Source organism: Schinkia acidoalkalinis, assembly GCF_054301215.1.
The window spans coordinates 3,774,742-3,797,875 of sequence record NZ_CP182573.1 but is presented as its reverse complement, the minus strand read 5'-3'; the positions used below and the strand labels follow the sequence as shown (position 1 = coordinate 3,797,875).

At 37.1% G+C, this 23,134-nt stretch carries 25 protein-coding genes; 5 read left to right on the top strand and 20 right to left on the bottom strand.

The window, feature by feature from the left end:
* Nucleotides 1-70 precede the first annotated feature (70 nt).
* The 13 genes from ACNQFZ_RS19350 to ACNQFZ_RS19290 all read right to left on the bottom strand — a co-directional run bounded on the left by ACNQFZ_RS19350 (nt 71) and on the right by ACNQFZ_RS19290 (nt 13,734).
* Complete coding sequence (locus tag ACNQFZ_RS19350) at nt 71-808, bottom strand: ZIP family metal transporter (protein WP_458412942.1); 738 nt, start codon at nt 806-808, stop codon at nt 71-73.
* Between the two features lie 284 nt (nt 809-1,092).
* Nucleotides 1,093-2,118 (bottom strand): AI-2E family transporter, encoded by a 1,026-nt coding sequence (locus ACNQFZ_RS19345; RefSeq protein WP_458412941.1) that lies wholly within the window; start codon nt 2,116-2,118, stop codon nt 1,093-1,095.
* Between the two features lie 179 nt (nt 2,119-2,297).
* Nucleotides 2,298-3,572 carry an efflux RND transporter periplasmic adaptor subunit gene (locus ACNQFZ_RS19340; protein WP_458412940.1) on the bottom strand — a complete coding sequence of 425 codons (1,275 nt, stop codon included), beginning with the start codon at nt 3,570-3,572 and terminating at the stop codon, nt 2,298-2,300.
* 14 nt (nt 3,573-3,586) lie between these two features.
* A complete protein-coding gene (locus ACNQFZ_RS19335; RefSeq protein ID WP_458412939.1) occupies nt 3,587-6,730 on the bottom strand; it encodes an efflux RND transporter permease subunit in 3,144 nt (1,047 codons plus the stop codon).
* Nucleotides 6,731-6,907: 177 nt separating this feature from the next.
* Nucleotides 6,908-7,819 carry a TetR/AcrR family transcriptional regulator gene (locus ACNQFZ_RS19330; RefSeq protein ID WP_458412938.1) on the bottom strand — a complete coding sequence of 304 codons (912 nt, stop codon included), beginning with the start codon at nt 7,817-7,819 and terminating at the stop codon, nt 6,908-6,910.
* Nucleotides 7,820-7,974: 155 nt separating this feature from the next.
* A complete protein-coding gene (locus ACNQFZ_RS19325; protein ID WP_458412937.1) occupies nt 7,975-8,688 on the bottom strand; it encodes an anthrax toxin lethal factor-related metalloendopeptidase in 714 nt (237 codons plus the stop codon).
* A 238-nt stretch (nt 8,689-8,926) separates the two neighbouring features.
* Nucleotides 8,927-9,100, bottom strand: coding sequence for a YppF family protein (gene yppF, locus ACNQFZ_RS19320; RefSeq protein WP_458412936.1), 174 nt, complete (start codon nt 9,098-9,100; stop codon nt 8,927-8,929).
* Nucleotides 9,101-9,332: 232 nt separating this feature from the next.
* A complete protein-coding gene (locus ACNQFZ_RS19315; protein WP_458412935.1) occupies nt 9,333-10,103 on the bottom strand; it encodes a C40 family peptidase in 771 nt (256 codons plus the stop codon).
* A 327-nt stretch (nt 10,104-10,430) separates the two neighbouring features.
* On the bottom strand, nt 10,431-11,066 hold the full coding sequence (locus tag ACNQFZ_RS19310; protein ID WP_458412934.1) for a YpjP family protein: 636 nt from the start codon (nt 11,064-11,066) through the stop codon (nt 10,431-10,433).
* Between the two features lie 118 nt (nt 11,067-11,184).
* On the bottom strand, nt 11,185-11,448 hold the full coding sequence (locus tag ACNQFZ_RS19305; protein ID WP_458412933.1) for a hypothetical protein: 264 nt from the start codon (nt 11,446-11,448) through the stop codon (nt 11,185-11,187).
* 35 nt (nt 11,449-11,483) lie between these two features.
* Nucleotides 11,484-12,656 (bottom strand): LL-diaminopimelate aminotransferase, encoded by a 1,173-nt coding sequence (locus ACNQFZ_RS19300; protein ID WP_458412932.1) that lies wholly within the window; start codon nt 12,654-12,656, stop codon nt 11,484-11,486.
* Between the two features lie 116 nt (nt 12,657-12,772).
* Nucleotides 12,773-12,919, bottom strand: coding sequence for a YuzL family protein (locus ACNQFZ_RS19295; RefSeq protein ID WP_458412931.1), 147 nt, complete (start codon nt 12,917-12,919; stop codon nt 12,773-12,775).
* A gap of 35 nt (nt 12,920-12,954) precedes the next feature.
* Nucleotides 12,955-13,734: a class I SAM-dependent methyltransferase gene (locus tag ACNQFZ_RS19290; RefSeq protein WP_458412930.1), complete on the bottom strand. Its 780-nt coding sequence runs from the start codon at nt 13,732-13,734 to the stop codon at nt 12,955-12,957.
* Between the two features lie 124 nt (nt 13,735-13,858).
* Between ACNQFZ_RS19290 and ACNQFZ_RS19285 the strand changes: the two genes are divergently transcribed.
* Both ACNQFZ_RS19285 and ACNQFZ_RS19280 read left to right on the top strand, forming a co-directional pair.
* Nucleotides 13,859-14,656 carry a polysaccharide deacetylase family protein gene (locus ACNQFZ_RS19285; RefSeq protein WP_458412929.1) on the top strand — a complete coding sequence of 266 codons (798 nt, stop codon included), beginning with the start codon at nt 13,859-13,861 and terminating at the stop codon, nt 14,654-14,656.
* Between the two features lie 119 nt (nt 14,657-14,775).
* A complete protein-coding gene (locus tag ACNQFZ_RS19280; protein WP_458412928.1) occupies nt 14,776-15,510 on the top strand; it encodes a C40 family peptidase in 735 nt (244 codons plus the stop codon).
* A 61-nt stretch (nt 15,511-15,571) separates the two neighbouring features.
* Here the strand turns inward: ACNQFZ_RS19280 and ACNQFZ_RS19275 are convergent, their stop codons facing one another.
* The 3 genes from ACNQFZ_RS19275 to ACNQFZ_RS19265 are packed head-to-tail and all read right to left on the bottom strand — an operon-like array spanning nt 15,572 to nt 18,401.
* Nucleotides 15,572-15,799, bottom strand: a complete 228-nt coding sequence (locus ACNQFZ_RS19275; protein ID WP_458412927.1) for a hypothetical protein — start codon at nt 15,797-15,799, stop codon at nt 15,572-15,574.
* A 38-nt stretch (nt 15,800-15,837) separates the two neighbouring features.
* Entirely contained in the window at nt 15,838-17,748 is a 1,911-nt protein-coding gene (locus ACNQFZ_RS19270; RefSeq protein ID WP_458412926.1) for an ABC-F family ATP-binding cassette domain-containing protein, read from the bottom strand.
* A complete protein-coding gene (locus ACNQFZ_RS19265) occupies nt 17,745-18,401 on the bottom strand; it encodes an HD domain-containing protein (RefSeq protein WP_458412925.1) in 657 nt (218 codons plus the stop codon). Before ACNQFZ_RS19265 ends, ACNQFZ_RS19270 begins: the two co-directional genes overlap by 4 nt.
* Before the next feature lie 182 nt (nt 18,402-18,583).
* On the opposite strand from ACNQFZ_RS19265, the gene ACNQFZ_RS19260 reads away from it, so the two are divergent.
* Complete coding sequence (locus tag ACNQFZ_RS19260; protein WP_458412924.1) at nt 18,584-18,832, top strand: hypothetical protein; 249 nt, start codon at nt 18,584-18,586, stop codon at nt 18,830-18,832.
* Nucleotides 18,833-18,872: 40 nt separating this feature from the next.
* On the opposite strand, the gene ACNQFZ_RS19255 is transcribed toward ACNQFZ_RS19260, so the two are convergent.
* Together ACNQFZ_RS19255 and ACNQFZ_RS19250 are read right to left on the bottom strand one after the other, a co-directional pair.
* Entirely contained in the window at nt 18,873-20,192 is a 1,320-nt protein-coding gene (locus tag ACNQFZ_RS19255; protein WP_458412923.1) for a DEAD/DEAH box helicase, read from the bottom strand.
* Between the two features lie 47 nt (nt 20,193-20,239).
* Complete coding sequence (locus ACNQFZ_RS19250; RefSeq protein WP_458412922.1) at nt 20,240-20,764, bottom strand: hypothetical protein; 525 nt, start codon at nt 20,762-20,764, stop codon at nt 20,240-20,242.
* Nucleotides 20,765-20,895: 131 nt separating this feature from the next.
* On the opposite strand from ACNQFZ_RS19250, the gene metA reads away from it, so the two are divergent.
* The gene (gene metA, locus ACNQFZ_RS19245; protein WP_458412921.1) at nt 20,896-21,804 is read left to right on the top strand and encodes a homoserine O-acetyltransferase MetA; all 909 of its coding nucleotides are present in this window, start codon (nt 20,896-20,898) and stop codon (nt 21,802-21,804) included.
* Nucleotides 21,805-21,969: 165 nt separating this feature from the next.
* The gene (locus ACNQFZ_RS19240; protein ID WP_458412920.1) at nt 21,970-22,113 is read left to right on the top strand and encodes a hypothetical protein; all 144 of its coding nucleotides are present in this window, start codon (nt 21,970-21,972) and stop codon (nt 22,111-22,113) included.
* 102 nt (nt 22,114-22,215) lie between these two features.
* On the opposite strand, the gene ACNQFZ_RS19235 is transcribed toward ACNQFZ_RS19240, so the two are convergent.
* On the bottom strand, nt 22,216-22,347 hold the full coding sequence (locus ACNQFZ_RS19235) for a hypothetical protein (RefSeq protein ID WP_458412919.1): 132 nt from the start codon (nt 22,345-22,347) through the stop codon (nt 22,216-22,218).
* Nucleotides 22,348-22,598: 251 nt separating this feature from the next.
* Nucleotides 22,599-23,096, bottom strand: coding sequence for a ribonuclease E activity regulator RraA (rraA, locus tag ACNQFZ_RS19230; protein WP_458412918.1), 498 nt, complete (start codon nt 23,094-23,096; stop codon nt 22,599-22,601).
* Nucleotides 23,097-23,134 lie beyond the last annotated feature (38 nt).

The window sequence follows — 23,134 nt, the reverse complement described above, 5'->3', positions numbered from 1 at the left end:
GATTTACTATATCATAGTTGGCCATTTGAATTAAGTTTTTACTGAAGTGGATGGTATTCTTATTATAATACTATAGTAACTCTATACCTAATACATATAAGCGAATTATGATAAGTCCTAAACCAACCAAGAATAAATATTCTTTTACCGTAACAATATACTTTGTTTTCCAAAGAATTTCATGTAAGGTTACATACCCCAATGTCCCAATCACACTTCCCATTAAAAGGGTATTCAGTTGCGGTGAAAGATTGGAAATAAACATTCCACAAACAATGCTGATTCCAAGAATAAAGGTTAAGAAGGTGATTATCGCTGTAAATGACAACGACTCTGATCCCGCAAGAGTACTGGAAACCATTAATGTTATTCCTTCTGGTATATGATGCAAAAAAAGAGCCAAAAGTAATGGCGAGCCTGTAATCGAGTGATCAACAATAGTTGGTCCAAGAACAAGCCCTGTAGGTACATTATGGATGGCTACACCGATGGTTAAAAAAATTAAACCGTGAATGTAATTTTTCTTTTTAGAAACATTTTTAATATGAATAAAATGGTCAATGATCATGATGATACATAATCCTAATGCTCCACCTATTAATAGACCCATCTGATCATATTGCCTAACGCTTTCTGGTATTACCTCAAATACTAATAACCCAGCTAATAATCCTCCGCAAAAAATATATAATCTATAGATATTTCCGGGTAAGTTACTTTGCAGATAAGACGTCGTAACTCCGCCTATGTACATTCCTAAAAAGGCTAATAACGATATGATGAAGGCAATTAACAAATGTATGGCCATGTTGTAAGTCCCCTTTCGAAATTCCGGCTGGTCCATTAAAGTATACGTACAATTTTCCAGTACATTCGTAGATAACAAGGAAAAGCTAACAGTTCTATAAAATACCTAAATTTTTCTATTTTTTCAGCTAATTTTCATTTTCAAGGGCCATAATTGTTATTGAACAATGCAATCTCCTATTAAAATAAAGAAGAGGCTGACTCCATTTATTTGGGCCAACCTCTTCTTTATTTGTTTACAAGGCATATAAATAAGGTAAAGGGCTGATATCTTGCTAAAATTTTCTATGAATTTTGCAATTGATTTTCCTTTGATTTAGTAACCTCGAATACATCGAGGAAAAAGACGAACACTGGGATTCCTATAATCAATCCCCAAACACCAAAGAAATGCTCAGAAAAAATTAACACAATAAACGTATAAAAGATCGGCAAATCCGTCTTTGAACTCATTAACTTTGGATTCAAAATATAGGCCTCAATAGCATGAATGATAGCTACCATTATGAGGATATAGACTACCTTAATGAGCCCTCCTATGCTATAGGCTATAATACATAGCGGAACTAAAGAAATGATAACCCCCGCGACAGGAATTAACCCTAAGGAAAAAATCATAATCGCTAGGCCAAACAATTGTGGAAAGCCCATGAACGAAAGTGCGATTGTTGATAACAAACAATTGACAACAGCAATGATAAACTGGGCTTCAAGTACTTTCCCGAAAGTACTAACAAATTTCCCGCCAAAAAATTCAATTTCATTATAAAAAGGAGCTAGTTTGCTATATTTCATTTTTTTCGTAAAGGAAACTAATCTTGGTTTTTCTAATAAATAAAATAAACTTAACAGTAGTGCTAAAAATATTTGTAAAGCCAAAGAGCTAATGTTTGAAAAAGATTTCATTACAATGGTAAGCCCTTGCTCCATATATTGTTGAATTTCATTTTTACCAAGAACTTCAAAAATATAATTTAAAATAACATTATCCTGCGGTTGTTGGTAAAAAGCCGTTACCTGCTTAATAAGTGCTGTAATTTCAAAGGTAATAATCGGTAAATACTTAACTAGGCCCCAAGTTAATAAACCTACAATTGCTGTATACATGACGAGGACAATTACTTTCCAATTAACCGGAATTTTCCTTGAAACAATCGTAACCAGCCTATCCATCAAAAACGAAAATATAAAAGTGAGTAAAATAAAATTAATCATACTTTTTATACTATATAAAATGATAACGATAAGCAGAAAAATTAGAATCCTTTTCATACTCTTGTTTTTTTGAAACCATTTTGCGACCTCGTCCATGGACCATTCTCCTTTACCCCAGCAAACTCCGGAACATTCCTTGTAATATCAGTATAGTATAATCCCATATTATAATTATTTTGTCCATAATAAAAGTCATAATGTTTTAAATATATATGAATAAAAAAACATCTATCATAGATAGATGTTTTTTTTAGATTCACTTCATCTATTGCCGATTATTGATTTTGAACCTTAATCTTCGCTCCATTACTTAAAAGCGTTTGACCTTTAACAACGATTTCATCGTTTTCGTTTACACCTTTTAAGATTATCACTTGCTCGCTTGTTTCTTCACCTGTTTGCACTTCTACTTTATTTGCCTTGCCATTTTCAATTTTATATACATATTTTTTTCCGTCTTCTTCAAAAACAGCCTGTCTTGCAATGAGAATATGTTGTTCAAGCTGCCCATCAATACCTTGGAAGACTACATTCACGACCATATCGGATTTCCATTCGTCATTCCCATTTGGTATTTCAATTTCAAATGGATAGGCTTTTAATTGTTGATCCATAACTGGACTTAAGGCAGTCACTTTTGCATCAATTGTTTTATTTACGGCTGGCACTTCGACCTTGACTATTGCACCGACCTTTATTGACGTAACTTCATTTTCTGATAAATTGCCTTTTACCACAATTGGATTAATATTTACAATTGTCACAACTCCTACCTGTGGACCAGCCATTTGACCAAGAGCACCGTTTACATTTGATACAATACCGCTGATTGGTGCTGTTACAGTAGCATTTACCAATTGATCACGTGCATTCTCTACATTTACTCTTGCTTGTTCAACAGATGCCTTTGCAACCTGAATAGCTGTTTTCTGTCCAGCGTACTGTACAGACTTCTTGGCATTATCGTAGGCAGTTTCAGCATTATGAAGAGCTATTTCCGCATTTTTGAACGCTGTATCTTTTTGTTCCAATTCTACATTGGAAACCGCACCGGCATCATGTAAGTTTTTTGTTCTTTCTAGATTAATCTTGGCATCATTATAAGCCTGCTGTGCTTGAGTAATCGCTGATTCGGATTGAACCATGCCATTCTCAGCTTGGTCAAGACCCTGGCTAGAACTAATTGTAGCTTGCTTCAAATTAGCTTGTGCAACATGTAAAGCTGCCTCTGATTGCTTCACTGCATTTTGTAGATCATTCTTATCTAGGGAGAATAATACATCCCCTTTTTTCACTTTTTGGCCTAGGCTAACATTAATAGCAACAATCTTTCCATTGACTTTTGGTGAAATGTCCACCTTTTCCTTAGGCTCAAATTTACCGGCAATCCCGGCTTTCGTATCTAACAGCCCTTTACTGGCCGTTTCAACTTGAACCGGTACTGCGCTAGCTTTGTCTTTATTTGTTGCTGCTGGCTTTTTAGCAGAACAACCGGCAACAGTTAATGTAAGAAGTAATAAGAATATGAGTAATTTTGATTTTCTACGCATTTATTTCTTTCCTCCTATTCAGCTTGAACGGCTTGTGTGACTGCTTTTGCTTTTTTAGCCCGTTTTTCTGCTTTTCTTCGTTTTCTCTTCGCTCCAATGTCATCAAACCAACAATATACAACTGGAATAAGCACAAGTGTAATTAACGTTGAAAAGCTCAGTCCAAATGCAACAACAATCGCCATCGGTGCCTGGTTTTCATTACCAGCTCCACCTCCGAACGCTAAAGGAAGAATAGCCAATATCGTCGCAAGTGTTGTCATCAAGATTGGACGGAGACGAATTGGCCCAGCCTTTAATACCGCTTCATCACGTTCCATGCCATCTTTTCTTAAATGAATAACATAGTCTAATAAAACGATGGCATTGTTAACGACAATACCAATTAATAGAATATAACCAATAACCGCCATAATGCTCATGGAATTACCTGTCACTAAAAGTCCAATCATAACACCGATAATCGTTGGTGGAATGGAGAACATAATGACAAATGGCATAAATAACGATTCAAATTGTCCGGCCATAACCATATACACTAAGACAATCGCAAGAATCATCGCTAAACCAAGTTGTGAAAAAGACTCCATCATGTCCTTGTTTTGTCCACCATAATCTACGCTATAACCATCTGGTAAATTGATTTGGTCTACACGTGCCTGCACTTCTTTTGAAACAGATGCTAAATCACGTCCACTTATATCGCTAGTAACTTGGACTTCTCTCGTTTGATTTGTACGTGTAATCGTTTGTGGTACGTCTTCTTTCACAATCTGGGCAACCGACGAAAGGGCCACTATGCCACCTTGTGGAGTCGTAATTCTGACTTTATCAAGGTATGTCTTATCCTGTTGCAGATAACCCGGCATACGTAGCTTCACATCGATTTCATCATCACCTGTCCGATAGGATGTTACCTTCTGACCATCAAAGGATATACGAACCGCGGATAGGATTTGACTAGTTGTTAAACCAAATTGACTAGCTCTCTTTTGGTCTATTACAATCTGAAACTCTTGCTTTGATGCATCCAAAGAAGTTTTTACGTTCGTAGTACCAGCGACTTGCTTAATTTCACCTGCAATAATCTCAGAAATATCACGTAAAACATGTAAATCGTCACCATGAAGGTTAACCTGTATGGCTGAACCAGTCATGCCGCCACTTGTGGATTGCTCCGCAACTGTTATTTTCGCATCTGGTAAGAAGTTAAGCTCTTTTCGAATTTCATTGGAAATTTCTTCTGTTGAGCGGCTTCTTTTTGATAAATCAACTAACTTCATACTAATGTTAGCGATATTGGAACTCGATGATGCAAAGACAGCAGGACCGCCATTAGAACCTATTGTAGTATACATATGTTCTAATTCTGGAACCTTTTTAACTACATTTTCAATCTGTGATACTGCCTGCTCAGTTTCTTCTAATATCGTACCTGTCGGCATTTCAACTGAAATTCCAATTTGTCCTTCATCCGTTTTTGGCATAAATTCCATCCCTACTAACGGGAATAAAGCCAATGATCCTACTAACATAGCAATTGTAGCTAAAATGACGGTTTTCCGTTTATGAAGCGCCCAATTTAAAAAGCGGCCGTATAATTTCGCAACTTTTTCAAACCCGATATTAAACCACATGACAGGGTTAAAACCTTTATACGTGCCTGAGTGATAAATTTCTTCATCCGGAACCTTAGTCAACCAGCGTGAACTTAACATTGGAACAAGCATTAACGATACAATCAATGCCGCGATATGGGAGAAGATAACGGTTAACGCCAATGGCCCAAAAAGCTCCGCAGCTATGCCATTTACGAACACAATTGGTAAAAATACTACGATTTGCGCAAGCGCTGACGCCATAACAGCATTACCAACCTGTTTCGATCCTTCAAGTGCTGCTTGAAGCATGCTTTTGCCTTCTTGGCGCTGCCTGAAAATATTTTCCATAATTACAACTGAAAAATCGACAAGTGATCCTAAACCTAGTAATAAACCACTGAGAGAGATTAAGTTGATTGTCTGCCCAGTGAAATACATTAATGTGAATGTTGCGATAACCGAAATTGGAATTACAATCGCCGCCACTAATGTAGAGCGTGCACTATTTAAAAAGAAGAATAAAATAAGGACAGCAAAAATTAACCCTAGCACAGCATGTTCGGCCACAGTATTAATTGAATCTTTAATGTATTCTGACGTGTCCAAAATCATGTCAAGCTTAACACCCTTAGGTAATTCAGCTTGAATCTTTTTTAATTCTTCATGGACAGCATCTGCAACTTCTACTGTATTGCCACCAGTAGCCTTTGTGATGGTAATACCAAGACTAGGCTTACCGTTAAAATAGCTAAGCTGGGTGATATCCTCTACAGTATCTTCAATAGTAGCAATGTCCTTAAGGGCAATGCTGCCACCAGCGATTGTAATCGGTGTATCACCAATTTCTTTTACATTGCCGTACTCACCCTTCACTCTTATTTGCAGTTTTTCATTTCCTTCTTTGACAGAACCTGCAGAGCCGGTAATATTATTGGCATTTAAAGCTTGACGAATTTGGTCAAACGTGATTCCATACATTTCCAGCTTATTAGGATCAGCCGTAATATTTATGACGCGGTCACGTCCACCATTAATACCTACAGACGCTACGCCATCAATACGCTCTAAGTTTGTTTTAATCAGATTATCAGCGATATTTTTTAATTCACCAATATCTTCCTTCCCATAAAGCCCCAGCGTCATAACTGGCTGGCTGTTTGGATCAAACTTTAGAATTTTTGGAGTTCCAGCTGAATCAGGAAGCATACCCTCAATCATACCGACTTTATCGCGCATATCCAATGTGGCTTGGTCAATATCAGTTCCCCAGTTAAACATAATAACGACTAAAGAGGAGCCAGCCACCGAATTAGATTGAACTGTGTCGACATTTGCGATAGAAGCCACTGCTTCTTCAATCGGTTTTGTCACTAGTTTTTCTACTTCCTCAGGCGTTCCGCCATCAACGGTTGTTGCCACAACGGCTACAGGAAGATTCATTTCCGGCAACAGATCAACCGCCATTTTCGGAAATGAAATAAAGCCAAAAATAAGCATGGCAATAATCACCATCATCACCGTTACCGGCCTTCTGATGGATAAGTGTGATAAATTCATTTATTTCACCCTTTTCAACTAAAGTTCATTGCTATTTCTCTAACAATCTTTCATCCAAACTCAAATGACCGCTCGGTCAGTTATTATATTCTAACAACTAATCTAGAAGACAGTCAACAAATAATGACTCCTCGGTCACAAACATTTCTCCTTTATTTATTAATAATTTTAATACGATTAAGTAACAGTCTGAGTTTCACTATATTCATGTAAAATTTCTTCCAGCTTATCCCAGTATTGTACAAAATCCGACAAATGTAAAGTCCTTAAAAAAAGAAGTAAGCCTTCCACAACGAGAATTTTCGGTTCTTCTTTATTTATTAATTCATCTTCAACAATTTCCATCGTTGTTTTAACTTTATTTATAATCTCAGGAGTTAAATTAGCGTCCTGAACTTGGTCAAGTACATTTTTAATAAGTTTAAATACTTTGCATTTTAAACGTTCTTGAGTATTATGACTGTCTTTCATAAATTCCTCAAGGTCGGTAAATTCAAGAAAATGTTCACCACTATTTATAAGGCTGTTTGCTAAGTCATCCATTCTATTAATAATAAACTTTGAAAGCTCGAGTATATCAAAGTCTTTTTTATCTAAAATGATATATTCCAAGTACTCACGCATTAACCCATTCATAATGGTTGCTAAGTCCAATACAAAAGGTTCTATGTTTTCGCCATAAACATTCCGGAGACAATTCGTAAGCCAACGCAGCCGACTAGATCTTATCTCAAACAGTAAATTATTTATTTCCTCATTTACATTAACAGCATATTCACGAATATGCATTTCAATAAAGTCACGGTGTTTCACACATTCTTTGAACTGAAAATGGATTTGCTCCATAAAGACTTCTTTAGCTGTAAGTGATTGATCTTTCGCAATATTTTCTATTTCGTTCAAAATCATTTTTGAATAATACTTCAAAACAGATAGCATCACGTCTTCTTTCGATTCAAAATAATTATATAGCGTTCCCTTGGCAATACCGCATGCCTTCGCTATTTCTTGAATGGAAGTCGAATGATATCCTTTAGCCGCAAAAAGCTTGATTGCTTTTTCAATAATAATCGTTCTCTTGTCAGCCATTTGCCTCATCCTTCATTCGCATTTTCCTCTAGTGTACTCTTGGATGACCGATTGGTCAATCACTCAACATTTTACATTAGAAAGGCTTTCAAATCAGTACAAAAAAAAGAGGATTGCCCCAAACTGTAAAATACAATCTAAGACAATCCTTTTATTTAATTACCCTCAAATTTATGAATATAGGCATAGGTTTTCGGTGCTTTCATTTGCACTTCCAGATTTGTGTCTTTATTTAAATAGTACATGGCAAATACTTCTGCAAAGTATTCTTCAGGATAGGAGTTAAAATAGGAATCTCCAGGAAATAAAACTGGCACCTCTTTGGCCCATATTTTCAAGAAATCCTCATCGTTTCGTAATCCTTTAAATACAGTCCGCTCAACAGTATGACCGATTTCATGCAGCTCTAAATTAATTGAGCCATGTCCATTTCCTTGATCACTTGCCCCAATTTTTGCTGCTGCAATATATTTACCGCCTGCACCGGGTACTTGATCCCAAGTTTTATCTTTGCTCCACCCTCTTGGAGTAACGCCTTTTAAATCATCAAAATAGGGTTCATCTGTTAATTTACCGGAAAATAACTTCACCTTTACATTATTGACCACCAAGTACTGTAGGAAAGTCGGGTGAATATGAGCGATACGTGAGACCATTCCCTTAACTTCATCATGATTGTAATTATCTTCATCTGGAACTAAAACGATCTGATCCACTAAATCTTTTACTTCTTGATTGTCGAGATTAACAACAAGATTATATTGTTGTTCAGCTTCATCCAAAGTCAATCCTGATACCTTTTCCTGTGCCAATGTTAAGGCAGGCAGAAAACTCAGAAGAAAAAAACTAATTGCCACTAGCCTTCGCATATTTTTGAAACTCCCCACTTCTATGTAAACTATTAATATATCTAAATATTCTTAATTTAGTATACTACATTGTTTAGAAAATAGCGAAGAGAATGGTCAAAAAAAATTCGAATTAAACCCCGAAAATGTGACAAATATCATATCAATAAAAAAAAACGGTAACATGAAAACATTAAAAACAAAAAAATCCACATGAACTATTTTTATAGCTATGTGGATTTTTACCCCTTACTATAATTTAGGCAAGTGTTGCCCCGCGTTGATCAAGTTCCTGTATTAATTTTCTGTACTCAACAAACGAAAGTTTCCCTTGAATATAACCCCTTTTTAAGAAGTCTAACAGATCATTTGCACTCGCTGGTTTGTGTTCCTTTTCTTCCACAAATTTTTGAATCAAAGCCTCTAATGTCAAGTGAATCTCCCCCTGTTATTAGTTTATCTATATAATATCATCTCAATTTGGATAAACTAATTTTTTAGAATTTTTAAACTTCCGACAAATTTTGTAGTATTTTTACAATAAATGCAGAATCCAAGACTATCGCCGACAAATTCTGTATGAATCAAACATAATACGAATATGGGATTAAAGATTTTGTCTAAAAGTTATTGGGGATTTTTTAATTTTCACTTTTATTAGTCTACTATTTTATTATTCTAGTAACCTTTACCATACGTTCTTTCCAATAATAATTTGTATTAGAATAATCGACACCCTTTGAAGAAGAGGCACTTAGGATTGTTGAAGGATCTATATATAGACCAACGTGGTCAATCGTACCATCGTAGTTTGTATCATAGGATACGATATCGCCTACCCTTGCTTGTGAGAACGGTACGCTTGTCCCAGCATTTGCTTGCTCCGGTGATGTGCGAGGCAAATAAATACCATTCTCTTCGTAAACTCTCTTCACGAAGGAGGAACAATCAAATACATCTGTTCTTGTTGTCGATGCACCATACAAATAACCGGCACCAATATACTTTTTCGCAGTATTAACAATATCTTGACCGGTTACTAGATGCACCCCCGCTTGCTCTTGGGTAGTTGAAGGTACATTGATCACTTGTCCAATGTATAGCATATCCGGGGTTGTAATTTGCGGATTCAACGCCAACAGTTGGGCTATTGATATACCATACTTTTGTGAAATAATATACAGTGTATCCCCCGACTTAACGGAATACTTTGATGTTGTGTTGTCAGCGGATACTTTTAATATTTGCCCAGGGTAAATCATAGAGGAATTAAGTCCATTCCATTCCATAATCTGTGCAGTCGTTGTATTATTATCATATGCAATCTTCCATAATACATCTCCGCTTTTTACAGTGTACGAGGCTGCATCTGCTTGTGAAGCAAAAAGTAGCGAACCTACAAATCCTGCTGTTATCATAACCTTTTTTAATTTCATGATGTCTCCCTCTCCTTTGTAGCAATGCAACTAATTCCATGCATCATCTCTCTCAAGTTGATTAATCTTACACTTTAGTAGTTCGGAAATTTCTATGAAACTATGTCCCTATAATAACAATGAATGTATTCTTTTTTTAAAGAAATTATTGGGTGAAATGTTAGCCGGTGGCTTAGTTTCAAATAATTACAAGAACTATTACGCTTTGTTCTAACAAAAAAGCCTTGATATTTCAAACTCCTTTCATTCTTTTTCAAATGCTTCCAAACCTTCATTTACCAGTATAAAAATGTTAAAAAACCGACAAATTTATTTGCCGGTTTTTTATTATGCACTCATCCAATGTGGCGGTGTATTTTTGTTCCAATAGATAGATCCCATTTCATGATGAGCTAAAAAATCATCCTCATATGTATGGTAATGAAAATTAAACCAATACCCTTCTTTAGGCGGATGATCACGTCGAACATGAAATCTTAATAAATCTTGACCTGTCTTTCCATGGTATACATGAAAAATCTTTTCCCCTAAACCACCAGCTGGGTTTTCCGTAATCACTAATTGGCGGAGATCATCCTCATTCACATTCTCTGTTAGCTGAGCGATTGCCTCTTCCATTTTCGGGAGGACTACCTGTTTGAACTCATCCCCAATGACATTACCAATAGTTTTACCAAATTTCATCATTGAAAGCTGCTCGGCTTGCTCCAAGGAATAGGCTGTAAATGATGAGGCCAACTCTTCATGATTTGAAAGCACATGTGCTCTACTATACCAGGAGTCTGCTTCACTATCTTCCTTATCAGCTATTTCATTCGCAACAAGCAAGCGGTCATTTTGTTCTGAAAGGTCACTATTTTCTTTTACGTTTTTTTGGAGATCAACAGATAATTGGGGAATAACCGTCCCAAATGTGAAAATCGTAACGAGTACGACAAACAGTTTTCTCAGCCAGAGTTTCATGATTTTTTCTCCTTATTTTCTGTATTACCTATATTTTCTCATGTATTTGAAAAAAAGACCACAAATAAGGTCTTTTTTAACATATCTGTAATACAACAAATAAAGATTGAGTTTTTCCTCATGCATTTTTTTGCAATTGATCAATTTTATCGTGCATATAGTTCATCGCTTCCGTTAATATTTCGACTGATGATAGGCCAAAACTTTGATTTCTTTGATTGTATGCTTCCTGCACGAGTTCCAGTAAATGTGGATCATTGGCTTGTTCTACGATTCCTATGATCATTTGACCAAATTGATCAACTTCACGGCCATTTCTAAACTGTGTTCTGTATTCCATAATTGCTTCCGTTAATAACTGTAACCTTGTTAATTCATCCATTGCTGTATCTCCTTTACGTATCAACAAAATCGGGATTATCCGAAAATGCCGCTATTCTTTATTTTTTCTACTGCTTCCCTTAGCTTGTCCTCGGATTGGACAAGGGCAATACGAACATACCCTTCACCAGTTGGTCCAAAGGCATTGCCTGGAGTAACAACGACTCCCGCTTTTTCTATTAAGTCAAGCGCAAATTGCTTTGATGATGCATAGCCTTTTGGAATCTCAGCCCACATGAACATTGTTGCTGGTGGTTTTGCAACGTCCCAACCAATGGACCTGAAACCTTCAACCAACACATCTCTTCTTGATTCATACAGCTTGTTGTTTTCTTTTAAAAAGTCATCACCATCTATAAGAGCAACGGTCGCCGCCTTTTGGATCGGAGAGAAAACACCATAATCCAAGTTTGATTTCAGCTTCTTTAATACCTCAACAACATGACGATTACCAATCATATATCCAATCCGGCAGCCTGCCATGTTATAGCTTTTTGAAAGGGAATTAAATTCCACACCTACTTCAAAAGCACCTTCCACTTCCAAAAAGCTGACAGGTTTTTGGCCGTCAAAAACAAGTTCAGAATATGCAAAGTCATGTACAACGACAATATCATATTTTTTGGCAAAAGCAACAACCTTTTCAAAAAACGTTTTGTCAGCCATTGCCGGTACTGGATTTCCAGGAAAATTCAAAATCATCATTTTTGCTTGATTAGCTACCGTCTCTGGGATTGCCTCCAAATCAGGCAAAAAGCCATTTTCCTTTAAAAGTGGCATTGGGTAAGCCTTCGCTTTCGCCATTCGAATCCCGTCAGCATAGGCGGTATAACCCGGATCTGGAACAAGGATGAGATCCCCTTCATTTGCAATGGTCATCGGTAAATGAAGAAGCCCATCTTGTGAGCCTGCTAGTTGAACAATTTCTGTTTCTGTGTTAAAGGTAACGCCATAATGTTTAGAATAAAATGTCTGCACTGCTTCATTAAATTCTTTTGTCCCTGTTAAAGTATAGCCATATTGAAAAGGATCTTGTACGTTCTTAACCAGAGCCTCCACAATAAATTTTGGCGGCGGCAGATCAGGACTGCCGATGCTAAGATCAATCATTGGTATGCCTTGTGCCTGTTTTTGTTTTTTAAAAGCGGCTAATTCTGAAAAAATACTAGTCTCAAATGATTGGATTAATTGCGATGTCGTAAAAACCATACCCTCGTTAGCCCCCATTTTCTTATTTGAACATATTTTACCATAAAGAAAAAGAGAATTATCACCAACTTTTTTGGCAACAATTCTCTTTTGGCCTTTGATTAGGGTAAAAAACTCTATAAAATACCCGATTTTTTTCTTTTTTTACGACGTGAAGAATCCATTTTAAACTTGCCTGTTTCTTGGGTAGTCGTCCCTTGCCCTTCGACATCCGAAGATCCAAGACCAATTGTAGTAGGATCCGCTTTTGTTTCCCTTGGCATAATGTAACACCTCCCTATCGGTAAGGTGTCCAATTTTAATTTATTTCAATCACACCATAATGAAATTTCGCTGTTTTCCGGCGGTAGACGGAAAAACCAAATCTTTCAAAGCGTGGGCTTTGCCAATGGTCTTTTAATAGAATTCTTTTACTGGCCACTCTTCTAGCTTCTTCGATTGTTTCTTCCATGATATCCGTATACAATGCTATGCTTCTCAGCCCCTTAATGCCATCGGATTCATCAATTTTTGTATCGAACATCGGATCAAAATAGACAACATCAAAAGACGAACTCTTTTGTTTTGTTAAAAAAGCAAGGTGATTGCTATAAATAACTTCAATTTGTCTCATTGCTCTATTTATTTCTTCATGTTCAGTATTCCAAGATTTCAAACCATGTTCAAGTAAAAAGGCAAGATACCGATTGCCCTCAATTCCGACCACACGGCCTGTCGCGCCAACGACACTGCTGGCAACAATGCTATCGGAGCCAAGCCCTAACGTACAATCAAGAAATGTCATCCCTTTTTTAAGGTTTGCCGCATGAACAAGAGGGTCCTCTTCCTCTCTCATTATTCTTTTTACTCGAAACATAGCTGAATTTGGATGAAAGAAAATACCTTCATGGGGATGGTTAAGCGGGTATATTTCCAAGCGGTTTTTGCCAACCACAAATAAATCATTCTTTTCTTGATTCATGACTTCCTCTATCGATAATTTGTTCCGAGTAACATAGGGGACTTGCAACACTTTTGCGTAATCCTTCGCGAGTTTAATCATCTCTTTATTAGTTCTTCCTGCCGTTGTAATGATCATAATTTTTTCCCATCAACTCTCCTTATCGGATTTTCACTAAATTCAGCCTGTAAATGATAGAATAAATATAATATAGTAATTATACACCAAGAAGCTTTAAAGGGGTGAGAGTCACAGCGTAATCATGAAACGTTATCTAAAAATCTGGACAATCTTATTTATTTTTAGTATTTTTCCTATTATTATTTCTTATTTATTTAATCAAACGGGCAGTAAAGCAGAGTCTAGTCGTTTGAAAGGCAATGAGGCTGCTCATTTTAAGACTTCCGTCGAGGAAAAGCAGCTTTATTCCCCTAATCATACTAAAGAAACTGGAGATAAGGTCATCTACTTGACATTTGATGATGGCCCAAGCCGCTATACTCGTGACATTTTAAAAACCCTACAATTAAAAAATGCTCATGCTACCTTTTTTTTATTAAAAGGAAATATTGATAAAAATCCTAGCATCCTTGAAGAAATGGTAAACCAAGGACATTCTGTTGGCTGTCATGGGGTATCCCACCGTGTCGACATTTTTTATTCTAGCCCTAAAGTAGCTGTTCACGAGATGAAAGAGTGTCAGCGGGATATTTATGATTATTCGAGAGTCTATTCTCCTCTCATTCGTGTTCCATTTGGCAGTTACCCTCACCTATCCCCTGCTATTAAAAAGGAATTACTTGCATCCGGTTTTATATACTGGGATTGGACCATAGATAGTGAAGATTGGACAAATAATCATCCTGAGCAGGTATTAAAAAACGTTAAATCACAATTGAAATTAGCAGTGAAAAAAGGCTATACACCTGTAGTCTTGCTTCACGATAAAGAGGTAACGGCCAAAACACTGCCACAGCTTTTGAGCTATTTACAGGCATCAGGATATAAAATGGAGGCTATTACCATTTCAAAAAAACCCGTGCAATTCAAGTGGAAATAAGAGACAATCTGTTGTCTCTTATTTTTTTTGTCATAAATTCTCGAAAAATGGATAAATTTATGTAGAGGTCCCTTATTACAGGTAAGAATCAGTCAGCTTTTGTTTCAGGAGGGAAGGATTTGAATATTGATAAGAGTTTAGTCCATAAGCTTTTTATAAGCTCTATCGTCACTGCTGTTGCAGTTTCGATTCCTTACGTTTCTATCGAAGCTTCAGAAGATTACGCGACACTCAAAACAAAGACATTACGCTATGGGAATGCAGGTTCCTCCGTCCGGTTATTGCAGGATCATTTGAAAGGATTGGGCTACTACCTACATGCTTCGGACGGCATCTACGGGATGCATACCCAAGCTGCGGTACGAAAGTTTCAATTACATAATGGGATGACAGTTGACGGAATTGCCGGAAAGAAGACCTTGGACGCATTAGCAAAGTTTGTAGATGATAAAGCTGTGCCTGCACAAATAATGAAAGATAGCCATGCTTTTGATGGGACATTTATTAAGCATGCCTTGAATCTAATCGGCTCTCCCTATAAATGGGGCGGAACGACTCCAAGCGGCTTTGATTGCAGTGGGTTTATCAAATATGTGTTTTCGAAAAAAGGGATTCAAACGCCAAGGACGATTCATGAGATTTGGAATTTCGGTATTAAGGTTGAAAAACCTAGCATTGGCGACTTAGTTTTCTTTGAAACCTATAAACCAGGCCCTTCACATGCAGGTATTTATCTTGGTGACGGACGTTTTATCCACTCCGGGACATCGAAAGGGGTTACAATCAGTACACTCAATCAAAAGTATTGGAGTGAAAAATATTTAGGTTCGAAGAGAATCGTACAAGCAAAATAAAAAAAGGCATCATTTTGGGTTGTTTTTTTCAAACCCAATGATGCCCTTTCTTATGATCCTTTTAACCCTCAATCATTGTTTTCAATACTTCATTTCGTTCCTGTTGTTCTGCATCCCCTGCTAAATCGTATTTTTTTAATAAATGGAAGATTTCATTTAACGTTTCTTGTGACAGATTGGTTTGAATGTAGCTCTCAATTTTTAGATAAAGCTCTGTTGGTAGAAAACCCCTTTGACTCTCAAGCTTTTTATATACATCCTCTTTCGTATGGTTGATTTCACACGCCATTAATAAAAACTCCCTTCTAGTAGTTATATGGTTTAATCTTAAACATTTTGTTTTTCAATTTGTTCGACTAATTCTGATAGTTCTTCCCAGCGTTTCATTGTTTGTTCGAGTTCTCTACTAAGTGACTGCTCTTTTTCAAATAGCGGTTGCACTTTGGCAAAATCAGAGCCGGAATCAGCAATCTCTTGTTGGATATTTGCAATTTCTTCCTCCAATTGCATAATTTTATCTTCAATGCCTTCCCATTCTTTTTGCTCTTTATAGCTTAGCTTTAATTTTTTCGGTTTAGACTGCTCTCGGCTCTGAGTCTCAGCCTTCTCTTTTGCTTCTTCTTTTTTTAGAGCTTCTTGTTTCATTTTTTGTTCTTCTAAAAACTCACTATAAGAGCCATAAAAAATCCGAATCTTTCCATCTCCTTCAAACACAAACAAGAGATCACTCGTTTTATCTAAAAAGTAGCGGTCATGAGAAACTGTGAGAACAACGCCAGGAAAATCATCTAAATAGTCTTCTAAAATTGTTAACGTTTCAATGTCAAGGTCATTTGTTGGCTCGTCAAGTAAAATGACGTTTGGCTCAGTCATAAGTATTTTTAAAAGATACAGGCGTCGGCGTTCGCCTCCAGATAGCTTCTTAATATACGTGTATTGCATCGTCGGTGTAAATAAAAACCGTTCCAACATTTGTGAGGCGGTAATTTCCTTGCCGTCCATTGTTTTAATGACCTGTGCTGTTTCTTTTATATAATCAATAACGCGTTGGTCTTGGTTCATCTCTTCATTTTCTTGCGTATAATACGCAATTTTAACGGTTTGCCCAATATCTATAACACCTTCATCTGGTGAGCTTATTCCGGAAAGCATATTTAGAAGCGATGTTTTCCCCGAGCCATTTGCACCGACAATCCCAATTCGTTCGAAGGGCTTCACGATATATGAAAAGTTTTTAATAATTGCTTTTTGTTCATACGTTTTCGTAATATTTTCAATTTCAAATACCTTTTTTCCTAAACGGCTGCCACCAACCGCAATCTCAAGGTCTTCCTTTTGACGGTGACCGCCTTGGTTTTGCAGTTGTTCAAAGCGCTGAATTCTAGCTTTTTGTTTTGTTGTCCGAGCCTTGGCCCCACGCCGCATCCAAGCCAATTCACGCCTTAATAGATTTTGACGCTTATCCTCATTAGCTGCTTCTATTTCTTCACGGATTGCTTTCGCCTCTAAAAAAATCGAATAATTCCCCTCATAGCTATAGAGATTTCCTTGATCAAGTTCAAAAATTCTATTTGTAACTCGGTCCAAAAAGTAGCGGTCATGGGTAATCAAGAGGATGGATCCGGGATAACGAGTGATATATTCCTCGAGCCATTCGATTGTCTCGATATCAAGATGGTTAGTCGGCTCATCCAGTATTAGCAAGTCTGCCGGTTGTATGAGGCTTCTTGCAATTGCCACCCGTTTCTTTTGTCCCCCGGACAACTGTTTTACATTTTGGGAATGGTCTTCAATGCCAAGCTTAGTCAGAATTGATTTGGCTTGTGTGCTGGCATCCCAGGCATTCATGGCATCCATTTCTTGTTGTACCTTTAAAAGGCCGTCCTGCTTCCGCTCATTCTGTGAATCAGCCTGCAAGGCGAGAAGCGTTTCTTCATATTTTTTAAGTAAACGGATAAGCGGTGTATCGCCATAGAAGATTTCATCCAATATGGTACCACTACCTTCAAATTCAGGATTTTGGTCCAAGTATTCAATGCTATAGTCCTTTGGTTTCGTCATTTCACCAGAATCCGCCGGCTCCTGACCTGCTAATATTTTCAATAACGTTGATTTACCAGTGCCATTAACGCCAATAATACCAATGCGCTGTTTTTCAGCAACGCTAAAGGATATATTTGAAAATAACGTTTTATCACCAAAGCTTTTTGACAAATTTTCAACCGACAATATATTCATTCTAAATTTCCTTCCCATTCATGATAAAACTTTTGCAAAAACTCCTCCATCAATTGATGACGGGCTTCAGCCATTTCTTTGGCTGTATTTGTATTCATTAAATTTTTCAATTTTAATAGTTTTTCATAGAAGTGATTAACAGCTGTTGTTTTTTCAGTGCGATATTCTTCTTTTGTCATTTTTTCACGCGGCGGTAACTCAGGATCATAAATTAAATCACCGTGTGCTCCCGCGTAAGCGAATGTTCTGGCAATTCCAATCGCTCCAATCGCATCTAATCGGTCTGCATCTTGAACAACTTTTCCTTCCAGTGTACGCATGGGTGGACGATTGCCGCCTTTAAAGGACATGGTTGAAATGATTTCAATAATTGTTTCAATTGTTTCATGATCTGCTTGTTGGCCTTCAAGCCACTCTCGTACTCTTTTTAGGCCGGCGTCCTCTCCGCCTGCATTTAACTTTTCATCGGCAATATCATGGAGTAAAGCTGCCAACTCACATATAAAAACATCGGCGCCCTCTATTTTGGCAATATGCTTTGCCATTTTCGAGACGCGAGCAATATGCCACCAATCGTGGCCACTTGCTTCATTCGCAAGCTCTCCACGTACAAATAGTCTTGCCTGTTCAATTAGTCTGTTTTTGTTGTCCATTATGATGACCCCTTTTAATTATGTAAAAGACATAGGTTCAATGAAATCTTATCATTTTTTAGCAAAATCATTCAACTATTACTCAATTTGGGCCATATACTAATATAAAGGTGATGCCTATACACAGATGGTGCTGCAGAGGGCTAGTCGTCACGGAGTACAAGGTAAGGAGTTGAAACAACATGTATAGGCCGCAGTCCCACAAAACGATGATTGGTACGGCACGGCGTGGGCACCATATCGTTTTACTAAGGTGCAATCCGTATACAAACCAATTTCTCAGCATCAGCACGAGTCTAGAAGCGCCAATTGAACCAACACATCCAACATGCGCAGAAACTCTTGCTAGGTTTTTAAGTATTGGCTATACACTAATCAATGCTACAATGATTTCGCCATCAGAAATTCAATATGTATTAACAAAAAAATGAACTCGCTTCGCTAGAAATGAAACGAGTTCCTCTTCTTATTTTATCGTTTTGTATCAGTCTTACGACTAAATTCCTTTCTAGCCTTAGGGGACGGATTATTCATTCGCTTTGCACCATCACGGCCTTTTTGTCTAGCACCAAAACTAGTTTTTTCTCCGTCTTTATTCCGGCGCTTTTCATGCTTGGACTCCCCTCTCGCGTTTTGACGCTTATCAGCACCAAAACCTCGGTCCTGAGTTGGCCTCTCATCAACGACGTCACCACCATACAATTCTTTTCTAGTGATGGAAATGCCCAATTCCTTCCCATATTTCAATAAGATTTTCTCCTCAGCTGGTGTAACCAAGGAAATAACGGTCCCTTTTGCCCCCATCCGACCTGTACGGCCAGAGCGGTGGATATATTGCTCAATTTTTTCAGGCATATCCAAATGGATCACATGGGTAAGCCCTTGTATATCCATACCTCTAGCAGCAATATCTGTTGCTAGTAAAAGCGGTATTTTGCCGCTGCGAAATTGCTGGATCGCGGCTGCACGTTCCTTTTTATTAGCATCACTATGTAAAACACCGATAGGAATTTTTTTATACTTAAATTTTGCCGCGAGCTCGTCAATATGGAAGGAATCATTGATAAAAATAAGTGCCTTTATCTTTTCATCCATTCGATAAATACGTCTAAGCGCCTCAACTTTGTCACGGCGTTCGCTCACAAAATAAATATGGTCAACAGAGGTATTTTTCTCCCGCTCAATTTGAAGAAATTGCGGATTACTCATCACTTGTTTAGCAAAATTCTGGACTTCATCTGAAATCGTTGCTGAGAAAAATAAAACCTGGCGATCTTTCATGGTAGATTGGATTATCATTTTCACATCAAAGTTCAATCGTTGCGCCACCATTTGGTCAACTTCATCAACAACGACGGTTTTTACCTTATGCATCTTCATTTTTTTCTTATCAATCAACTCATTGATTCTCCCAGGTGTACCAACAATAAGCATAGGATTCTTTTTCAAGCGATCGAGTTGCCGCTTTATATCTACACCACCAATAAAGGCCCCGCTAACGATCCCACTATTCAATGTAAAGGTTTGAATAACCTGATGAATTTGCATCGCTAGTTCCCTTGTTGGCGATAAAATAACAGCCTGAATTTCCTTTATGTCAGGGTCAATATTATCTAAAATCGGGAGCAAGTAGGCTAATGTTTTTCCTGTTCCCGTTGGTGATTCTGCAATAATATCCGTCCCATCCATAATAGGCGGGATGGCCTTCTCTTGAATGGTGGTTGGTTGTTCAAAGCTGGCTTTTTGCCAAGCTTCTTTTAAGAACGGCTTCATAGTCGTCAAAAATTCCATTTTTTTAATTGCTCCTTTGTTTGTTTCTTTTCTATATAATTTTCGTACTAAAATAATCCATTCAAGCGGTCGATGGACTCTACCATATAATCAACGATTACCGGCAAATCGTCAACCTGCGCTTCGCCAATTTTTCTCTCAAACTTTAAAATAATCGTATCCATCCACTCTTTAGGCTGCTCGGGAGTGTATGCAAACGAGATTTTTTGTGTGATGGTTGGCGGATTCCCCCAAATATCCAACAAAGTCAGTCGGATCAGTTCACAATCCTCTTCCACAACATATATGTTTACGAAAAATACGACCTCAATATAGCAACCAAGGTTCTCTATATCTTTCCCTAAAATTTCTGCTGATAAATCGTGGGCCCCTGCGTAAATGCGCAGTTCCCCATGAACCGAATTTTCTTCTTGACCCGCTTCCCTAAACGTAATGGAAAATTTTCTTGAAAGACTGGCAAGATTAACTTGATCGACTCGGTTTGTTACAAGGATTTCCCCTTGAAGGTCTAGGTCATAAACCGCCCCTTCCGCTACAACCTTTAGATTGTCAAAAATGGTAGGATCAAACATACTTTTCGTCACTCCCTGTGCTTTTCTAACCTATTTTAACAAAATAAGGACAACTTACGAACTTTTTCATTGAACAATTTTTCTAATGTTCTTATAATTAATTAATCAGATATAAAAGGAAGTGACTGAAAGTGCCGATTAACATTCCCAAGGATTTACCTGCAAAAGAGATACTTGAAAGTGAAAACATATTTGTAATGGACGAGGAACGTGCATATAAACAGGATATACGCCCTTTAAATATTGTTATTTTAAATTTGATGCCGTTAAAAGAAAAAACCGAAACGCATCTTCTCAGAGTACTTGGTAATTCACCATTACAAGTTAATATAACACTTATGTACCCACAATCACATCAATCCAAAAATACGAAGCAAGAACACTTAGAAAATTTCTATCGTACCTTTGATGAAATAAAGGGACGGAAGTTTGATGGGATGATTATTACAGGTGCTCCAATTGAACTGTTGGATTTTGAAGAAATAAATTATTGGGATGAATTAACTGAAATTATGGCATGGACAAAGACAAATGTAACCTCAACGCTCCATATTTGCTGGGGTGCGCAAGCAGGTCTTTACTATCATTATGGTATTCCAAAATATCCTTTAGAAAAGAAAATGTTTGGAGTATATAAACATAAAACATTTTTAAGAAAATCAAGGATTCTTCGTGGGTTTGATGAAGTTTATCTTGTTCCACATTCAAGACATACAGAAATTAAAAAAGAGGATATTGATAAAGTGCAAAATCTTGATATTCTCTCCTTTTCTGATGAAGCAGGAGTTTGTCTTGTAGCATCAAAGGATCGCAAGCAATTTTTCATCACTGGACATCCAGAATATGAAGCTACTACTCTACAAGACGAATATTTGCGTGACGTGAATAAAGGACTAGATATTGAGGTTCCAGTAAATTACTTCCCGAACGATAATCCAAATGAAGAGCCTATGAACTTGTGGCGTGCTCATGCCTATCTGTTCTACACAAACTGGCTGAATTATTACGTATATCAGGAAACTCCATATATTTGGGAGTAATTCCTTTTCCACTTACAATCAGTGCATGTGAATTGCACTGATTTTTTATTACCTTCTTCTATTTTTATAAAAAACTTATAAAAACATTACATTTTGTATCTGAATATTCTTGAAATTCGGACGAGTATTTGCTATTATTGTAAAAAGGGAAAAGGAAGTGGTTTTATGACAAAGCTTTTGAAAGTCGTCGTTATTCCTAACTTTACGGTTCTAGCTGTTTTAGCACTTCTCCCAGCTCTATTAATTACAAGTGATGTTGGATTTATTAATGGATTAATAGATCAACTGTTCATTGAACATAATCAATAAATGAATAGTAGAAGGCTGATTGAAAAGTGTCATGCGAACATGCCTGACGCTTTTCAATCAGCCTTTTTTTGTAAAAATATACACGAATAATCTCTCTTTATCTTACTTCTCTTTTTCTTCCTCGCAACCAAAACAAATTAATTTCCCGTCTTCTTTTACAATTCCATTTAAAAACCCGTTCTCACAATAAATTTCTTTGTTGCAGTCTTGACATACTCCTACTAATTCTCGCACTGTAATCCCCCCTTTTATTAACTATAACAAACTTGACTCAATCTCGCATTATATTATTATAATATTCTTATAAAATAGATAATTTATAATTCTTAGCATTATTCCATAAGCTGGATTGTACGTATAATAAAATTTCTGAATGTGTCCAATCAAACCCGGGCGCAATAATCGGCTTATGGAATATATTATCGATTTGAAAAGAAAAAAAGCAAACGCCACGACCTGAGCCGCTTCGTTTGCCTTCATCTTAATTATGGTAATGTTAATGGTGTTGGTGATACGATGACACCATCTTCATCTGCATACACATATTCACCGGGTATCCATGTTATACCGCCAAACTTTGTTTGTACGTTTGTTTTTCCTAAGCCTTCTTTTTTGCTCTTTAATGGCATCGTGCCAAGGGAGAAAACACCAATATTCATCTCATCAATTTCACCACTGTCACGGATTACACCATTCACAATGATGCCCCCTAAATTACGGTCAACTGCAATCGATGCAAGTATATCTCCAACCATTGCACAATTTCTCGAACCCCCACCATTTACAACTAGAACAGTTCCTTCTGGGACCGTCTTTAGCATCTCCTTGACTAACACATTATCTTCAAATACCTCAACTGTGGCAATTGGACCAGAAAAACGTTTTTTCTTTCCAAAAGATTTAAACTCTAATTGACAGATTGAGATACGATCAGAATATTGATCACATAAATCGGCCGTTTTTAATGATTGAACTACTGTCAAAAGAATGCCCCCATTTCCCCTTTTTAGTCCACCTCATT

What these genes read in the sequence shown, in the direction of transcription:
- ACNQFZ_RS19260 (WP_458412924.1), top strand. Translation starts at nt 18,584, where the DNA reads ATGTATAGGCCGCAGTCCCACAAAACGATGATTGGTACGGCACGGCGT.
- ACNQFZ_RS19305 (WP_458412933.1), bottom strand. Translation starts at nt 11,448, where the DNA reads ATGGATGAATTAACAAGGTTACAGTTATTAACGGAAGCAATTATGGAA.
- ACNQFZ_RS19325 (WP_458412937.1), bottom strand. Translation starts at nt 8,688, where the DNA reads ATGCGAAGGCTAGTGGCAATTAGTTTTTTTCTTCTGAGTTTTCTGCCT.
- ACNQFZ_RS19310 (WP_458412934.1), bottom strand. Translation starts at nt 11,066, where the DNA reads ATGAAACTCTGGCTGAGAAAACTGTTTGTCGTACTCGTTACGATTTTC.
- ACNQFZ_RS19290 (WP_458412930.1), bottom strand. Translation starts at nt 13,734, where the DNA reads ATGATCATTACAACGGCAGGAAGAACTAATAAAGAGATGATTAAACTC.
- ACNQFZ_RS19240 (WP_458412920.1), top strand. Translation starts at nt 21,970, where the DNA reads ATGACAAAGCTTTTGAAAGTCGTCGTTATTCCTAACTTTACGGTTCTA.
- ACNQFZ_RS19350 (WP_458412942.1), bottom strand. Translation starts at nt 808, where the DNA reads ATGGCCATACATTTGTTAATTGCCTTCATCATATCGTTATTAGCCTTT.
- ACNQFZ_RS19335 (WP_458412939.1), bottom strand. Translation starts at nt 6,730, where the DNA reads ATGAATTTATCACACTTATCCATCAGAAGGCCGGTAACGGTGATGATG.
- ACNQFZ_RS19275 (WP_458412927.1), bottom strand. Translation starts at nt 15,799, where the DNA reads ATGGCGTGTGAAATCAACCATACGAAAGAGGATGTATATAAAAAGCTT.
- ACNQFZ_RS19270 (WP_458412926.1), bottom strand. Translation starts at nt 17,748, where the DNA reads ATGAATATATTGTCGGTTGAAAATTTGTCAAAAAGCTTTGGTGATAAA.
- ACNQFZ_RS19250 (WP_458412922.1), bottom strand. Translation starts at nt 20,764, where the DNA reads ATGTTTGATCCTACCATTTTTGACAATCTAAAGGTTGTAGCGGAAGGG.
- ACNQFZ_RS19315 (WP_458412935.1), bottom strand. Translation starts at nt 10,103, where the DNA reads ATGAAATTAAAAAAGGTTATGATAACAGCAGGATTTGTAGGTTCGCTA.
- ACNQFZ_RS19255 (WP_458412923.1), bottom strand. Translation starts at nt 20,192, where the DNA reads ATGGAATTTTTGACGACTATGAAGCCGTTCTTAAAAGAAGCTTGGCAA.
- ACNQFZ_RS19285 (WP_458412929.1), top strand. Translation starts at nt 13,859, where the DNA reads ATGAAACGTTATCTAAAAATCTGGACAATCTTATTTATTTTTAGTATT.
- ACNQFZ_RS19340 (WP_458412940.1), bottom strand. Translation starts at nt 3,572, where the DNA reads ATGCGTAGAAAATCAAAATTACTCATATTCTTATTACTTCTTACATTA.
- ACNQFZ_RS19330 (WP_458412938.1), bottom strand. Translation starts at nt 7,819, where the DNA reads ATGGCTGACAAGAGAACGATTATTATTGAAAAAGCAATCAAGCTTTTT.
- ACNQFZ_RS19345 (WP_458412941.1), bottom strand. Translation starts at nt 2,118, where the DNA reads ATGGACGAGGTCGCAAAATGGTTTCAAAAAAACAAGAGTATGAAAAGG.
- ACNQFZ_RS19300 (WP_458412932.1), bottom strand. Translation starts at nt 12,656, where the DNA reads ATGGTTTTTACGACATCGCAATTAATCCAATCATTTGAGACTAGTATT.
- ACNQFZ_RS19295 (WP_458412931.1), bottom strand. Translation starts at nt 12,919, where the DNA reads ATGCCAAGGGAAACAAAAGCGGATCCTACTACAATTGGTCTTGGATCT.
- ACNQFZ_RS19265 (WP_458412925.1), bottom strand. Translation starts at nt 18,401, where the DNA reads ATGGACAACAAAAACAGACTAATTGAACAGGCAAGACTATTTGTACGT.